Genomic DNA, 16133 nt, shown 5'->3' with positions numbered 1-16133 from the left:
AGCTCCTTATTATTTTATTATCTAGCTTATTTGCATAATCCCTGGCTATTGCACATAGTACCATGCAACTTTTGAATGCAAAATGCCTTTAGAACAGTTAATAAACTTATCGCCCAGGCTTCAGCGCTTCTTTAGGGGGTTTTGCAGAAGGCATCACGGTGTATCGCTGGTATTTTTCGATCGCCTTACTCACCATATCCTCTAATTTTAGACGCACACGATACTGGAAAAAAATCTTATTGAGTGTGCCTTTGAAAACACCTGTTATCTGCCGATTAAAATACATCACTTCTTCATTGAGCGTATTTTGCACATTATAAACTTGCAAACTAACATAATAAGTATTACGCGCCTGCCTGTAATAAGGTAAGTTTCTACGCAAGGATTCCTTAGAAGCACCATAGGTCAATAGATCTTCAACCAGTTTTGTGACTTCTTGTTCTTGAGCAACAAAAGCTTGATTCGTCGCACTATCAACCAACAATTTATCATAGGAAAATGGGGCTTTCTCTAAAGCATCCATGTAGTTCGCTATCGCTTGTAACTGCTGATTATCAGGCTCATCTTTTTGTAGGTGCGCAACCAAATTTTGGATAGCGAGGTGTCGTCTCTCCACTGCTGGGCCAATGGTCTTCAATCCAAGCGATAGCTTATTCTCTGTAATAGTGACTTTTTGGTGCCAACTTCCCACGCCCAGCATCAATGCCAAAATAATACAGCCAATAATTCCATAGAGCTTCCAGCGTTTTTGAGTCATTGAACCATTCTCTCGTTCAGTCAGAGGATCTTGTCTTAAATTACACAATAGCGTGTGCCCTAGCATCTGACAATCCCCCATAACAACTCACGCCGCCAGTAGGGTGTTCCTCGTGGCTAATTATTCGGTGCTTTAGAGTATAAATTTCTTTTTTTACAAATGCTTAAGGAATACAGTCTTGTAAGGATGATTGAGTTATCCGCTGAAAGAAGGTACCATTGCGACTTCACTAGTTTTGCTGTTTCTATTGTTGTATATGAATCCAAGCACTTCTTATTTGCCACTCGCTGACAGCCGACATCATTCTATTTATTTAATCATTTCTGCGGTATTTATCAGCACACTGTGCCTTATTAATGTGATGAACATTAGCCGTTTTGTGACCATCGATTTTTCACTTTGGCACTATAACCTCTTTGTTACGCTACCGATTGGGGTTTTACCCTACCCCTTAACCTTTCTTTGCACAGATATCATCAGTGAATGCTATGGAAAACAAGCCGCAAATCGTTTAGTCACCGCAGGACTGATTGCAAATCTGGCAATGCTTGTTTTATTTTGGCTTTGTGGCTTACCTGCCCCCTTAATTCCAGATGCAAGCATTGCAACACAAACCAATCCAGAGAGCCATTTTTACTATATTCGCTTTCTAACGATGACAGCGATTATCTCATCTATGCTCGCCTATCTTGTTGCCCAATACCTGGATGTCTATATATTTCATTTTTTGAAAAATTTAACCAAAAACAAACATTTATGGTTACGCAATAATGTTTCAACCTTTATCAGTCAATTTGTAGATACCTGCTTAGTACTCACTTGCACTTATTTTATGACAAAACATTTAGCATGGGGGAAATCTGATACAAGCCAGTTCTCACTGGTGACGGTTATTCTCTCAAGTTATGGCTTTAAATTCTTTGCGGCATTACTGGATACGATTCCATGCTACTTCTTCGTCTGGCTCATTAAAAAGAAGACGGTCATGTCACCACAGCTTCAATTTGTAGAAAAGCAACCTGGTTGAATTGAGCGCAAGCCGAATTAGCGTGTGCTCTTACTTACTTTTTCAATGTATTCGCTCACAATATTGAGGTTCTTTTCATCCATAAAATCCAAGTTCACAATGCCTGGCCAACGTCGCAACCATGTCAATTGTCGTTTTGCTAATTGACGTGTTGCAGCCTTTGCCCCCTCCTGCATCACATCATAACTAATGGTACCTTCTAAATATTGCCAAACGTGGCGATAACCAACAGCCCTCATACTTGGTAAATTTTCATGTAATACATATTTCTCACGTAAATGCTGCACTTCTTCAACAAAGCTTTGATCCAACATCCCTTGGAATCTTTGGTTAATACGATGATGCAAAACCGCCCTATCTGTTTGCAAAGGAATCAACGCAAAGCTAAGAAAAGAAAAAGAGGAAGGGGCTTTTTGCTCATGCAAAAAACTACTCATCGGTCTTTGGGTTGTATGATAAATTTCTAGTGCACGCTGTATACGTTGCTTATCATTGGGTTTTATACGCAATGCAGCCTCAGGATCAACTTGCTGCAATTTCTGATGCATCATAGACCAACCAATCTGATGCCCTTCTGCTTCTAAACTTTCCCTTAAAGCTGGGTCTGCTGCGGGTAGTGTATGTAAACCATTTATCAAGGTATGAAAATACATCATGGTTCCTCCCACTAACAAAGGAATTTTCCCTCGTTGACGGATAGCCACAATTAATTTATTAGTATCCTCTGCAAATTGTGCTGCACTATAGGCTTGATCGGGTGGCAAAATATCGATTAAATGATGAGGTGATTTTTCTAAGATCTCTCGACTCGGTTTGCCCGAACCGATATTTAAATCACAGTAAACTTGGGTTGAATCTACACTGATTATTTCTACGGGTAGCTTTTGACTCAAAGCAATAGCAAGATCGGTTTTACCAGAGGATGTAGGGCCTAAAAGACATATGACTTGATTCATCAGGGCGATAAACTGCTAAAGATGTAAAGAGGGTGAATCCTATCGAATCAAGTAAACTGCGTCAAGGCTAGCTAACACTCTTTAAATATAAAACTGCTTGGCATTGGAAGGATTTTCTCAATAAAATGATAGACAGGCTATACTCAATGCAGAGTATGTAGGTGTTCAACTGATTTTTTATAGACTATGTCACTACTCAATCAAACATTAAAAAAAGCAAATCAATTAATCATCGCAAAGCAATACAACAAAGCGATCCATTTGATTACGCCACTTTTACAGAGTCACCAAGATACCGACATATTGGTAACGTCATATGCTTTACTTGGCAAATCTTTCTACAAAACAGAGGCATTTGACCTAGCCATTGAAAACTTTCAAAAAGCCATTCAGCTATCTCCAGAAGATGATCGATTATACTATTACATAGGTATTACTTATCTTGCACTCAATCACTTAATCTCTGCAGAAGAAAGTTTTCAAAAAGCGATTCTCTTAAATCCAAATCGAGAGAATTATTTTCTTAATTTAGGTGCAACCTGTCGGCATTTAGAAAAGTTAGACGCCGCTGAAAAATGCTATCGCAGTATTCTGGCGTTAAATCCTAACTCCACCAAAGCCTATCGAAACATGAGCCTCTGTATTCGATACGAGAGCATCGATCATCCTGATCGACACCATATTGAACAAATCATGCAACATCAAAAACTATCCAATGAAGAAAAAGCACAATGCTATTTTTCTCTGGGTAAAATATTTCGTGATTGTAATATCATCGACAAAGCAATCGATTATTACAGCGTGGGTAATTTTTTTAAACATAAGACGCATTCTTTTAATGTAAGCCAATACACGCAAAAAATTGATTCCATTATTAAGCTATTCCCTGAGTCAATATTCTCTGTGCAACGTGAGGCCAGCGAACAAACGCCAATTTTTATCATTGGCATACCACGCTCTGGTAAAACACTGGTTGAGAAGTGTTTATCAAAACATAAAATGGTATTCGCATTAGAAGAGTTTGGCATGATTGATAAACTGGTTTTTAATTCTGGCAGAGAGAATCATTATATAAATTTATTCTCAGACATGAAGAGAGATTTAACGATAGCGCTCACAGAAAACTTAGCCAAGCATTACAAAAAACAAATGGCAATGCGTGCTAGAAGCTATCTCAAAAATAGTAATTTTTCGTTCAGCCAAGGCGCAGATTCTTTGAGCAGCGCAGTTTACGCAGATGTCAATGAGCAGCACAAAAGGAGCTGCAACGAAGGAGCAATGAAAAATGGCATTTTTGAGATAGCTCCTACTCAAGCCTTTGACTATTTTACAGATACAACACCATGCAATTTTAGATATTTAGGTTTTATTGCCATGATGTTTCCAAATGCGAAGCTTATCCATGTTGTGAGAGATCCACTGGATCATATCTTGCAAATATTCTTTAAATATTTCTCTACAGGCAATTTCTGGGCTTATGATATTGCTAATATCGTTCAATATTATATCGAATATAGGCGTATCATGACTTATTGGGAAAAAACCTTAAAACTTGACATAAAAACCATCCAATACGAATCGCTTATTCAAGATCCAGCCAAAACCATTCAGGATATTTATGAATTTACTGGCTTAGGCAAAGAAATGCCAGAAGGAATGAAACAATTTCAAGATGCGCTGCATGATAATGAAATTCATTTATGGCAACAATATCAAAACTATTTTAGTCAATATAACTATCATTTAGAAAAATTAAAATTATTTTCTTGAATTTCTTGAATAAGCACATGTTTTTCCAAGCAGATCCATGGCCCTTTTGCAGTTTGTGATAACCACTGTATGAAGAAAAACTCTAACCAACCATGTGGGATCTTGAAAACAGCTTGAGCATCCACATAGGAGAGTAATATTTCCTTGATTGCAGGCACATGCTTATTTTCTAAAGCACGAATATGTGCCACGATTTCTAGAACATCATTCGCATCAATAAAAAATGGTATATGTGTGATAACAGCCTTTTCCCCTGTTTGGCGTATCTCAAAACCAACAGCACCCAACCCAGTCATTGTTTCAATAGCACCACAGGCGATAGGCAATTCAATTGGAAATAAAACCGCTTTTTTCATCTCCAAGGCTAAAGGTGTATTGATGAAATGAAAAAACAATTTAGACTGCGCTTGTACCAAATCACACAAATAAATATGCTTCTCTTGCTGAAGCATAAAAAATCGCTGACTGTTATCCGGCGCAGGTATAACAGGAGATATCACTTCATGCATTTTAGGTAAAACAGGACTTTGCTGCATGGCAATGGTTTTGGGTTGTGGATATCTATCATGAATAGCAGCAGAAGAAACAGCGGAAGGAGCAGAAAATTTTCTCTCTGAATACTCCGTATATATCTGTTTATCGGTAAATTTTGTTGGTTCTATTGAAGATGCTGTTGAATCTGTTGCTTCTGCTTCAATGGCAATAGGCGCAGTTAGCAAAGCTTCTTTAATACATTTTTCAATAAAATCATGCACCCATGCCGCTTCAACAAAGCGTACCTCATGCTTAGTAGGATGCACATTTACATCTACCTGATCACAAGGTAACTCTAAATAAAGCGCATAACTGGGATAAAGATCTGAGCGCTCATGCCCCATCAAGCGATAGGCGTTTTTAATGGCATGATTAATCAACTTATCTCGTACCATTCTTTTATTCACAAAGAAATATTGGTTGTCTGCTTGCCTTTTGGCAACATCAACCAGCCCGACCCAACCCCACAAGCGCATCGCCTGATAAATCACATCTATTTTAATGGCATGATCTAAAAAAGTTGAACCACAGACATTTTTAATACGTGATAATTTATTTTGATCACTTGTTGCTGGCGCATAGGATTTAAATCTACGCTGATTACTTTTGAAAGAGAAGCCAACCTCAAAATCACTAAGTACAAATTTCTTATATACTTCCAATAAATGATAAAGCTCTGTTTTCTCACTTTTTAAGAACTTTCTACGCACAGGAACGTTATAAAATAAATCTCTAATTTCTATGGTGGTGCCGACAGGATGACTGGTGGGGAATATTTGTGCATCTTGTGATTGCTCTGCACGCAGCTCCCATGCAGAACTCATATCATCAGAGTTTTGAGAAATCAGCCTAATTTTCGCAACACTTGATATACTGGCTAATGCTTCCCCTCTAAAACCTAAACTATCAATGCAAAAGAGATCCTCCACATGCTGAATCTTGCTGGTCGCATGCCTATCCAAGGCCAACGCTAAATCATCCTTTGCAATACCACAGCCATTATCTTTAATTCGGATCAATCCCATACCCGCATTTTCAACTTCAATATCAATTCTCGTTGCACCAGCATCCAAACTATTTTCAACACATTCCTTGAGCACGGAAGCAGGACGTTCAATGACTTCTCCTGCTGCAATTTGATTTGCCAATAGAGAAGAAAGTTTTTTAATTCTCAATGAACCTTCTCCTTTGTCTATAGAACAAGTAGTTACTTCTCATAGTGTGCCTTAACCTGCTGATGATTCAGCAGGGATTTTGAGTTGTTGCCCGACTTGGAGAATATGAGATTTCAAGCGGTTATGTGACACAATCGCTGTTGTGCTGGTTTTATACCGAAGTGCTATTTTTTGCAAAGTCTCACCTGATTTGACTTCATGTACTTTATGCGCTTTATATACTTTTGCGATTTGCCCCCCATCCATTTGCTTAGGCACGGGTTTATTCAGAGGTTGTCCACGGTGCGCAAAATATGCTTTTACACCTTCTAACAATGCACTTGCTATTTTTTCTTGGTGCGCCGCCTTGCGTAGATTTTCTTCTCCAATATGATTAGAGAGAAAGCCTACTTCTACTAAAATAGAAGGTATATCGGGTGATTTTAAAACAGCAAAACCAGCCTGCTGCACAGACGCTTTATGCAAATTAGTCACACGCCCTAAACTATTTAAGACAGATTGCCCTAATTCATAACTCGCAGCCTTTGTCGCAGATTGAGATAAATCAAGCAGCACCTGTGCCAACACATCCCCTTTATCATCTAAACTAATACCACCTATTAAATCAGCTCTATTTTCAGATTCTGCTAACCAACGAGCGGCCTCACTACTTGCTCCTTTCTCTGATAAGATAAAAACTGATGCGCCTGTTGCTTTTGAATCTTTAAATGAATCAGCATGTATCGACACAAAAAGATCGGCACCTTGCCCTCTGGCTTTGTTTATTCTCTGCCGCAATCCAACATAATAGTCACCATTTCGAATCAGGAAAGCTTGTAATCCAGGTGTTTCATTCACCTTTCTTTCTAGCATTCTCGCGACTTGTAAAACAATGTCTTTTTCTTTGGTTTTAAATCTTCTACCCACAGCACCAGGATCTTCTCCTCCATGCCCTGGATCAATGGCAACAATATAGCGCTTATTATTCTGTTGTTTTTGAGGTCGCTTAATAGGAGTCGGTAATGACGATGATACTTCAGGTACTGATATTATCTGCTCGGTATTCTTTTCTATACCCTTCTCTACGCTTTTCTTCGTTGTGCTTTCTAAATCAAGAACCAAGCGATGGCCATAAGTCTTGTTGGGTGCCAGTATAAAACTTTTTGGCTTTGCGGCTTCATGCAAATCGAATACCACTCTTAGATCATGCGTGTCACGAACCCCATGCCTAAAGCTTTTGATATTGGAGTCATTCAGCTGAGGTGCACCTTTAGCTTTCCAATCTGCATTTTTGAAATCAATCACAACACGATTTGGATTGCTTAAAGTAAATAATTTATATTCCACTTGATCAGAAATATCAAAAACAACACGCGTATTGTCAGGTGCAGCCCATACACGTGCTCCCTGAATGGTTGTAGCCCCCATAGCAAGACGCATACCCAAAAACACCAATGCCATTGAGAAAACGAAAAGACTTAAAAATGACTTAGTGCTATATATTCTGTAAAGCAACATTACCTTTCTCACTCATCGCTTGTATGTTCAATTTTCTACCCTTTGCCATCATGTGAAAGCAAATAACCCAATCTGGTTGTGGCAAAATACGGCTGTTTTCGAGCGGCCATTCAATTAAAAAGTACGCTTCCTCTTGGAAATATTCTGCAATTCCCATTTCTTCCAATGCCACCTCATCTTGAAGTCTATAGAGATCCATGTGATAGAGTTGCTGGCCTTGAAGCTCATAAGGTTCGACTAAGGTATAGGTTGGTGATTTTACTGTGCCATTAAAGGCAAGCCCATTCAAAAAGCCTCGTGTAAATGTCGTTTTACCTGCACCTAAATCTCCTTTGAGAAAGATCACCAGTGAATTTATATTCTTTTCTTGTAAGGCAAGCACCAGCATTTTAGCCAATGCTAAAACATTTGCCTCCTCTTTTAAGATATATTCTCGTTGCACAAAATTTATCATGAACAAATACTTAATAATGATCGGATATGCAAAAATAAATCACTGGCCATCATCCCTCTATCGCCTAATACTTGCTCTTGCTTGGCAGCTTGTCCGTGCACAGCAACCCCACATTGACTGGCCTCTAAAGAAGAGAGACCTTGGGCTCGCAGCCCAGCAATGATACCCGCCAAAACATCTCCTGTACCCGCCGTTGCTAATACGGGCAATGCTTCGCTATATAAAAAAGGTGGCCTATCTGCACTTTTAATGAGTGTGCCAGCGCCTTTTAAGACAATAACCCCACCCAATTTTTGCTGGAGTGCTTCTATTGCACTGCTGCGCTCGGATTGTACATCAGTAATTGAATGATTGAGTAAACGACTTGCCTCACCGGGATGAGGTGTTAAAATCCAATGAGGGTTATGCATAGGATCGCAAGCCAATAAATTTAAGGCATCCGCATCTACAATGAGTGGTTTATGATGCACTGTTTTCACAAGAGAGAAGACACGTTTTGACCACTTATTTTGTCCCAAACCAGGCCCTATCACAATCACATCTGCTTTCTCAATAAGCGTTTCTAATTCTGAGAATTTCACTAAAGGATAAATCATTAACTCAGGTGCCGCTCTTGCCATAAGTGGCAATGCTTCTGGCGACACAACAACGGATACAAGACCAGCGCCACTGCGATAAGCGGCTTCAGCGCACAAACAAGCAGCGCCACTATAATGGATCTCTCCCCCCCCGATAACCAACACATGGCCATTTTGTCCTTTGTGTTGTGTTAACTTTTTTAAAGGTAACTTCTCTTGTATTGTTTCATAATCAAATCGGTGTGCACGTGGTCGCACAATACGATAGACAGAGGCATCCACACCCAAATCATCGAAATATAACTGTCCTACCCAATCATAAGCATCTGCACAGAATAGACCTATTTTAAGACCGATAAAGGTCAAAGTAACATCTGCTTTGATGGCAACGGTCGATATTGTGCCCGTATCAGCATTTAAACCACTAGGCACATCTAAAGCAAAAACCCCGATCCCTTGCTGTGCTTTGGCTTGATTGACTATGGTAATTGCGCGAACATAAGCCTCATCCAATTCATTTTGCAAGCCAGTACCTAAAATAGCATCAATAACAACATCAACTTCTAAAAAATCAATCTCATTAAAAGGAGATACAGCGTGTCCACTGCTTAACCATGCCTCTCTTGCTTGTCGCGCTTCTACACTTAAGCGCTGCATATCAATTGGCTTTACATCATACACAGTGATGCTTAAACCAGCCGCTTGGGCAATTCGTGCAAAAACAAAGCCATCTCCCCCATTGTTGCCCGAACCACAACATACAAGGATTTTCTGAGCCATGGGCCAACGCTTCTTAAAAATCTCAAACGCTGTTTGTCCTGCACGGCTCATCAAGGTATAAGCAGATATTTTCTCGTGCGCAATTGCCACATGATCAATTTCTCTCACGGCTTGTGCCGTATAAAGCGATGTTGGAAGGCTTTCCATGTATCACTATCCTGTGGTTTCAATCTCTAGTTTAAAGAAATTATCACGGTAAAACTTAAGTTCTGCGATAGATTCTTTTATATCTTCCAAAGCAAGGTGCGTACCCGTTTTCACAATACCTTTATGTACGGTTGGTGCCCATATTTTGGCTAATTCTTTGATCGTGCTTACATCTAAATTACGATAATGGAAATAGGCTTCCAACTCTGGCATCCATTGATACAAAAATCTTCTATCTTGATAAATCGTGTTACCACACATGGGAGACATTCTTTCGCCAACATGCTGCTTAATGAAATCAAGCGTTAAGCGTTGTGCATCTTGTAAAGATATTTTGCTTTCTTTCACTCTAGCAACAAGTCCAGATTTTGTATGTTGATTTGTACACCATTCACCCATTTTGCTTAAAACAGTTTCTGGCTGATAAATAGCAATATTCGGGCCTTCTGCAACAAGATCTAAATTACCATCTGTAATGATCGTTGCCATCTCTAAAATATGATCAACTTGTGGATCGAGCCCTGTCATTTCTAAATCGACCCAAATAAAGCGTTGGCTTTTACTTTCCATCTTTCCTCTCAATTCAATAATCTTATCTCTCTCGACATTGTGTCTTTTGCAACTAAGATACATTTGCGATGATAATAATCAGTTTTCTAGCTTGTTATTAATATCCATTGTCTATTTTACCTCAGCCTCAGCAATATCTTTAAATTAAAAATGTAGTCTGAAACAGCAAAGCCAAGCATCTAGCAAGCACGATACTTAAACTTTATAAAAATATGGTATAAGATTGGGCTATGCCAACAAAATGGGTTGGTTAACTTCAAAAATAAGGGTTATATCTGTGAGCGTTCCGTATGATGTCTGGCGTCAGTATTTGGTCCCTCAGCATGGCTTATCTCGCTTTGCAGGCTTACTTGCAAATTCAAAACGGCCAAAGCTTAAGAACCATTTAATTCGCTATTTTTTAAGTCGATACCATGTTGATATGTCTGAAGCTCAGATTGAAGATCCCTATGCTTACAAATCCTTTAATGATTTTTTCACACGAAAACTAAAAGAAGATGCTAGACCTATCTCAGAAAATCCACAACATTTAATCTCGCCAGCGGACTCTACATTGTATCAATTTGGACGCATCGAAGAAGACACCTTATTACGTGCCAAAAATCACGCTTATGTACTGTCATCACTCCTTGGGCGTAAAGATGATTTATCGCAAACCTTTAGCAATGGTCATTATTATTGCTTTTATCTAGCGCCCTATAATTATCACCGTGTGCACATGCCTTGCACAGGCAATTTATTAAAAATGCGCTACATTCCTGGGCGTTTATTTTCAGTCAATCAATCAACCGCTGAGCATGTGGAGCATATTTTTGCGCGCAATGAACGTGTTGTTGCTTTTTTTGAAGGTGAGTGTGGAAAATTCGTAGTGATCTTGGTCGGCGCAATGCTGGTTGGAAATATACATACCAGTTGGATGGGCAAAGTAGCCCCCGGAAACGATGGGCAAATGAAAGAAGTCGACTATAAACCAAATGCAGTCAAAATCGCGCGTGGCCAAGAAGTAGGACATTTTGCTATGGGCAGTACTGCGATTGTATTATTTGAAAAGCATATCAAATCACTTGAAACACTTAAAAATAACCAAAGCATTCTGATGGGTGAATCTATCGCTACTTTCTAATCATAGAAGCTGTCTCAAAACAGAAAATTACTATTTTTGAGACAGTTTTTAAGAATATTCCCAGTAAAATGGTAGAACTTCTTTGATGTGGCTAGCACCTAATTTAATCATAAGCAATCTATCCACCCCTACTGCAACACCACTGACATCCCCAATACCCACAGATAATGCAGCCAGTAATTTTTCATCAACCGGCATCATAGACAACTGATGCGCATGACGTTTCTGATTGTCTTCGACAAAACGCTTGCGTTGTTCATTGGGATCGCTTAACTCAAAATAGCCATTTGCTAATTCCATACCTTTGTAAAAAACTTCAAAGCGCGCTGCTACTTTGTCGTGAATAGGATGTGGAATCAATTTTGCTAGTTGTGCACAATGTACTGGAAAATCAGTCACAATTAACAGTTCATCAGGATCCATCGTAGGCTCAATTGCTTGCGAAAATAACCAATCTAACCAACCATTTCGATCTAAATCAGAAAAAGGCACTTCTGCAAGTTGCAAACGCAACGCCGCTTCTTTTAAAGTTGCTACATCTGCCTGATGTGGATTGACCTCTATGCTTTCAAACAATTGTGCATAGGATCGGATCTGTGCCTTAGGTGTATCTAGAAGTTGCATAAAGAGCGCATTTACTTCTTCAATCAACGCTTGATGATCCCAACCTGGCCTATACCATTCTAACATCGTAAATTCAGGATTATGATAGCGTCCCATTTCTTCATTACGAAAAGCTTTGCCTAAGTAATAAATAGATCCTATTCCTTGGGCAAGCAAACGCTTCATTGCAAACTCTGGAGAGGTTTGCAAATATCTATCTGCTACATTAAAAGCATCAATAAAGGGATCTGTATTCACGCCTTGCATCAATACGGGTGTGTCCACCTCACAGACATTGCGAGATTCAAAAAAGCCTCGGATATCTCTTAAAAATTGTGCTCTTTGCTTAAGTGCAGTATTGGTAGCGGCAGATTGCCAGGTTATTTTTTCTGTCATGTGGTTTTCATGTATAAGTTATAAATAAAAGGTAAGAACGTAACCGAAAATATAACTAATAAAGATATATTAGAATTTTTATTTGTTCGCGTAGCGAATATTTTCCCCTCTACCAATTTTGAAGGGCGAGTGAGGGTTAAATTAAATGTAGCGTGTGAACTACTCTTTATCTACCCTCATCCGTCGCTTCGCGCCACCTTCTCCCGTCAACAGGAGAAGGTACGAGCAAGTTCCAAGCTTAAACTAAATATCAAACGTTTGCTGCAAAGGAAGAGCATTAACAGCAGTGGATGTTTAGGTGAAGAGTGACTATTCTTTAGAACGAGAAACGTACTCACCTGTTCTCGTATCCACTTTAAGGCAATCACCAATTTGAATAAATAAAGGTACACGTACAACGGCCCCTGTTTCTAAGGTTGCGGGTTTGCCACCACCACCAGAGGTGTCACCTCGTACGCCAGGATCGGTTTCTGTCACGGTTAAATGAACAAAATTAGGTGGTGCCACAGCTAAAGGTATACCATTCCAAAGTGTAACCACACACATATCTTGTTCTTTGAGCCACTTCGCACTATCTGCTGTTACTTTTTCATCGACTTCATATTGCTCATAGCTTTCTTGTTGCATAAAATGCCAACGCTCACCATCGAAATACAAATATTGCATATCCACGTCTACCACATCAGCTGCTTCAACGGTATCACCGGATTTAAAAGTCTTCTCTAAAACACGACCATTCTTTAAGTTGCGCAATCTAACACGGTTGAAAGCTTGCCCTTTACCAGGTTTTACAAACTCATTTTCCAAGATGCTATAGGGATCACCTTCTAACATGATTTTCATGCCACTTTTGAATTCATTAGTACTGTATGTTGCCATTTGCTCGCTCGCCCCCTAAAAACTTGTTAAGATTGGGATTCTGACTATTGTGAGATAAAAATTTCCGTGAGTATAACGCAATCCCCTCTAACAGAACAGCCGAACACATGGCAAGAGGCTGTAAAGCAGCTGATTACCTGCCCCACTGCATTGCTGCAATTTCTAGAGTTACAGCCTTCACAATTGGATTGGCAAATAGACAAGCACTTTCCTTTGCGTGTCAGTATGAGTTTTGCGGCAAAAATGCAAAAGGCGAACCCACAAGATCCTTTGCTACGTCAAGTGTTATCCTCAAAAGAAGAGAGTTTGCCAACTCATAACTACACAGAAGATCCATTACAAGAAAAGGCCGTTAATCCCATCCCTGGCGTTTTACATAAATTCAAAAGCCGTATCTTACTCACCCTGACCCAATCTTGTCCTGTTCATTGTCGCTATTGTTTTAGACGCTACTTTCCCTATGAAGCAAATCGAGTCAGCACGAAAACGTGGCCTGCTATTAAAGCATACTTACAAGCTGATCCTGGTATCCAAGAAATTGTATTAAGCGGTGGCGATCCCTTAATGCTGCCGGATGAGCGTATTGGTGAGTTTTTAGCATATCTAGAAGATGTACAACATATTAAAATTATTCGCTTCCATACGCGCTTCCCTATTATCATTCCAGAACGCGTCACCCCTCATTTTGTGAATATGTTAAATCAATCACGCTTTAAAAAAATTATGATTTATCATGTCAATCATGCACAAGAATTATGTGCAACAATCAAAGCCGGTGTAAGCTTATTACAGCAAGCACAAATCCCTGTTTTAAATCAAAGCGTGCTCTTAAAAGACGTAAACGATAAAGCACAAACCTTGATTGATCTGAGCTGGCAACTGTTTGCACATGGCATTTTACCTTACTATGTTCACTTATTAGATGCTGTTCAAGGCACTGGACATTTTGCGGTGGATAAAACACAAGCATTTGCACTTGAACAATCATTGCGCCATCATTTACCTGGTTATTTAGTGCCTAAATTTGTAAAAGAAGTACCTGGCGAGCCGGCTAAAGTTCCACTTTAAATAAAAAATATAACCTTTTCTCATTTACCGCCGATATATCAAAAAAGGCCTAAAACGCATAGGCAAGCAAGCGCCAATGACTGTTTATATTAATGGTGTACTATGAAATACGAGAAAGGTAAATTAGGACTGATTATTCCATCACGTGTTGATAACACATATAATATTTTGAGTGTCCAAGACGTCAGGGAATGGCGCACCCGTTTGCCACTTAATCATCTAAAAGAAAGTATTAAGTCCTGCCATGAAATTCTAATCGTATTACATAACAGCCATGTTGCTCCTCTTGAGCGGCTTGAAATGCTAGAGATTATACAACCAACGGTTAATTTTCTCTGTGAATCTATTTTAAAATTATACAGAAAAAACCCTATTTTTAATAAAAAAATTATCGAAATGCATCGCATCATTCTCAGTTTGCACTTAGAGGTTTTTAACGAATATAAACTAATACTAGAAGACTTAAATACCAATCTTTCTAAGAAAGAAACACTCATGGAAGTTGTGCATGCATCCATTCAGCAAAGCTGTCGAATCATTTTTTTATCTTTTGAAATTTATCGTCACCCCCCCAGTTATATTTGGCTTGAAACGCATAGACTGTATTCTATCGCTCGTGCACAAGAAGCGCATTATGATGAATCTACAGAGAAAAACACTTATCAAAGTATTTTCAAAAATATTTCTAATCTTTATAAGCATTTAGTCTTGCTATCGCTTACCAATCCCTTACGCTATCATCGACAAGATCTTATAAAGCTATATTATGCCTTAGAAAATTGGGCGCCACTTTTAAAACTTTCTTTTAATAAACAGTCAAAAAACCATTTGTTTAAAATTGATTTAGAAAAAGATGCCCCACCACATTACTGCGCATTGGATGCAAGCGAAGGCTCAGCCCCTTGCTATATTGAATTAGATAAAATTGTAGAACGCCTTGAGTTTCTCATAGACTATAAAGAAAATGCATCCGCCCATACAAATAATATTATCTTTACTGCACAAGAATTATCACTCTCAAAAACGACGCTGGACGTATTGCTGCATATTTGGCAAAATTTTAGTCAACGCCAGGAAGTGAGAGTTCGTATGCCAGGCGCACTCACCGTGGCTGTTGGTTTACATGCTATTCACTCTTTTATCGAAACCGCCAATAGCTCGCAACTCAATATGCCTGACGAGATCAGCGTTGAAGAAATTAATTTAGATGCATTTCCTTTACCTCAAAGCTTAGCTGAAAATTTTAAAGAAACACCCACTTTACTAAACTGCTCTATGGTGGATAAAAGTGATAGTGGTTATTGCATAAAATGGGCACAAAATAAAGCAGGACAATTACAAGTCGGTGAGCTTGTGGGTATTTTAGAGCAAAACGAAAATCATGCATCAACATGGCAAATCGCCATCATCCGCTGGGTACAAATCACTGATTTTGATTATATACTCTTTGGTGTTGAAGTTTTATCGCGTAAAGCTACAGCTGTTGAAATTCTCATTCGAGATCAGAGCTCGCTAGACGCATTGTTTATTACACCTGATGCAAACAGTCCATACAATACTCAAGTGCTGATTACTCCTACTCTCAGATTTAAAGCAGCTGATCAGCTTCAGTTAAAAAGTGAGGATACACTCTATCCTTGTCAGCTGAATTTAAATCTAGGTCTATCTCCTTGCTATGCTTTTTGGGAAATTGATTTTTTAGAACAGTCATTGATTCCCAAGATAAATAATGAAATAAATCAAAGCTCAACAAACAACTAATCAGGTTTATATACACTCTCTAACAATGACTTTGTTAGTTTTATAGGTTATTATTAGA

14 protein-coding genes are annotated in these 16133 nt (G+C 39.0%); 5 read left to right on the top strand and 9 right to left on the bottom strand.

The window, feature by feature from the left end:
• Positions 1–106: 106 nt before the first annotated feature.
• A complete protein-coding gene (locus CC99x_RS01385; protein ID WP_057623452.1) occupies positions 107–823 on the bottom strand; it encodes a hypothetical protein in 717 nt (238 codons plus the stop codon).
• A gap of 124 nt (positions 824–947) precedes the next feature.
• Between CC99x_RS01385 and CC99x_RS01380 the strand changes: the two genes are divergently transcribed.
• Positions 948–1784 (top strand): queuosine precursor transporter, encoded by an 837-nt coding sequence (locus CC99x_RS01380; protein ID WP_057623450.1) that lies wholly within the window; start codon positions 948–950, stop codon positions 1782–1784.
• A 17-nt stretch (positions 1785–1801) separates the two neighbouring features.
• Here the strand turns inward: CC99x_RS01380 and miaA are convergent, their stop codons facing one another.
• Positions 1802–2740, bottom strand: coding sequence for a tRNA (adenosine(37)-N6)-dimethylallyltransferase MiaA (gene miaA, locus CC99x_RS01375; RefSeq protein ID WP_057623448.1), 939 nt, complete (start codon positions 2738–2740; stop codon positions 1802–1804).
• Positions 2741–2926: 186 nt separating this feature from the next.
• Between miaA and CC99x_RS01370 the strand changes: the two genes are divergently transcribed.
• Positions 2927–4510, top strand: a complete 1584-nt coding sequence (locus CC99x_RS01370; protein ID WP_057623445.1) for a tetratricopeptide repeat-containing sulfotransferase family protein — start codon at positions 2927–2929, stop codon at positions 4508–4510.
• Here the strand turns inward: CC99x_RS01370 and mutL are convergent.
• The 5 genes from mutL to orn are packed head-to-tail and all read right to left on the bottom strand — an operon-like array spanning position 4480 to position 10245.
• The gene (gene mutL / locus CC99x_RS01365; protein WP_057623443.1) at positions 4480–6219 is read right to left on the bottom strand and encodes a DNA mismatch repair endonuclease MutL; all 1740 of its coding nucleotides are present in this window, start codon (positions 6217–6219) and stop codon (positions 4480–4482) included. The two genes, CC99x_RS01370 and mutL, sit on opposite strands and share 31 nt — an antisense overlap.
• A 51-nt stretch (positions 6220–6270) precedes the next feature.
• Positions 6271–7659 carry an N-acetylmuramoyl-L-alanine amidase gene (locus tag CC99x_RS01360; RefSeq protein ID WP_057623442.1) on the bottom strand — a complete coding sequence of 463 codons (1389 nt, stop codon included), beginning with the start codon at positions 7657–7659 and terminating at the stop codon, positions 6271–6273.
• 34 nt (positions 7660–7693) lie between these two features.
• Entirely contained in the window at positions 7694–8170 is a 477-nt protein-coding gene (gene tsaE, locus CC99x_RS01355) for a tRNA (adenosine(37)-N6)-threonylcarbamoyltransferase complex ATPase subunit type 1 TsaE (protein ID WP_057623440.1), read from the bottom strand.
• A complete protein-coding gene (locus tag CC99x_RS01350; RefSeq protein ID WP_057623439.1) occupies positions 8167–9675 on the bottom strand; it encodes a bifunctional ADP-dependent NAD(P)H-hydrate dehydratase/NAD(P)H-hydrate epimerase in 1509 nt (502 codons plus the stop codon). The genes tsaE and CC99x_RS01350 overlap by 4 nt, the downstream gene beginning before the upstream one ends.
• A 6-nt stretch (positions 9676–9681) precedes the next feature.
• Positions 9682–10245, bottom strand: coding sequence for an oligoribonuclease (orn, locus tag CC99x_RS01345; protein WP_057623436.1), 564 nt, complete (start codon positions 10243–10245; stop codon positions 9682–9684).
• A gap of 277 nt (positions 10246–10522) precedes the next feature.
• Here orn and asd point away from each other — a divergent pair, with 277 nt between their 5' ends.
• Entirely contained in the window at positions 10523–11368 is an 846-nt protein-coding gene (asd, locus tag CC99x_RS01340; protein WP_057623434.1) for an archaetidylserine decarboxylase, read from the top strand.
• A 48-nt stretch (positions 11369–11416) separates the two neighbouring features.
• Here the strand turns inward: asd and epmA are convergent, their stop codons facing one another.
• The gene (epmA, locus tag CC99x_RS01335) at positions 11417–12367 is read right to left on the bottom strand and encodes an EF-P lysine aminoacylase EpmA (RefSeq protein WP_057623432.1); all 951 of its coding nucleotides are present in this window, start codon (positions 12365–12367) and stop codon (positions 11417–11419) included.
• 309 nt (positions 12368–12676) lie between these two features.
• Positions 12677–13246, bottom strand: a complete 570-nt coding sequence (gene efp / locus CC99x_RS01330; RefSeq protein WP_057623430.1) for an elongation factor P — start codon at positions 13244–13246, stop codon at positions 12677–12679.
• Positions 13247–13312: 66 nt separating this feature from the next.
• Between efp and epmB the strand changes: the two genes are divergently transcribed.
• Together epmB and CC99x_RS01320 are read left to right on the top strand one after the other, a co-directional pair.
• Complete coding sequence (gene epmB / locus CC99x_RS01325) at positions 13313–14314, top strand: EF-P beta-lysylation protein EpmB (protein WP_158003191.1); 1002 nt, start codon at positions 13313–13315, stop codon at positions 14312–14314.
• 102 nt (positions 14315–14416) lie between these two features.
• Entirely contained in the window at positions 14417–16075 is a 1659-nt protein-coding gene (locus tag CC99x_RS01320; protein WP_057623428.1) for a cyclic-di-GMP receptor FimW-related protein, read from the top strand.
• Positions 16076–16133: the final 58 nt, after the last annotated feature.

Source organism: Candidatus Berkiella cookevillensis, from assembly GCF_001431315.2.
Classification (GTDB): Bacteria; Pseudomonadota; Gammaproteobacteria; order Berkiellales; family Berkiellaceae; genus Berkiella_A; species Berkiella_A cookevillensis.
This window is presented reverse-complemented; position numbering and strand designations above follow the sequence as displayed.

What these genes read in the sequence shown, in the direction of transcription:
- orn (WP_057623436.1), bottom strand. Translation starts at nt 10,245, where the DNA reads ATGGAAAGTAAAAGCCAACGCTTTATTTGGGTCGATTTAGAAATGACA.
- epmA (WP_057623432.1), bottom strand. Translation starts at nt 12,367, where the DNA reads ATGACAGAAAAAATAACCTGGCAATCTGCCGCTACCAATACTGCACTT.
- efp (WP_057623430.1), bottom strand. Translation starts at nt 13,246, where the DNA reads ATGGCAACATACAGTACTAATGAATTCAAAAGTGGCATGAAAATCATG.
- CC99x_RS01360 (WP_057623442.1), bottom strand. Translation starts at nt 7,659, where the DNA reads ATGGCATTGGTGTTTTTGGGTATGCGTCTTGCTATGGGGGCTACAACC.
- miaA (WP_057623448.1), bottom strand. Translation starts at nt 2,740, where the DNA reads ATGAATCAAGTCATATGTCTTTTAGGCCCTACATCCTCTGGTAAAACC.
- CC99x_RS01350 (WP_057623439.1), bottom strand. Translation starts at nt 9,675, where the DNA reads ATGGAAAGCCTTCCAACATCGCTTTATACGGCACAAGCCGTGAGAGAA.
- CC99x_RS01385 (WP_057623452.1), bottom strand. Translation starts at nt 823, where the DNA reads ATGCTAGGGCACACGCTATTGTGTAATTTAAGACAAGATCCTCTGACT.
- tsaE (WP_057623440.1), bottom strand. Translation starts at nt 8,170, where the DNA reads ATGATAAATTTTGTGCAACGAGAATATATCTTAAAAGAGGAGGCAAAT.
- CC99x_RS01370 (WP_057623445.1), top strand. Translation starts at nt 2,927, where the DNA reads ATGTCACTACTCAATCAAACATTAAAAAAAGCAAATCAATTAATCATC.
- CC99x_RS01320 (WP_057623428.1), top strand. Translation starts at nt 14,417, where the DNA reads ATGAAATACGAGAAAGGTAAATTAGGACTGATTATTCCATCACGTGTT.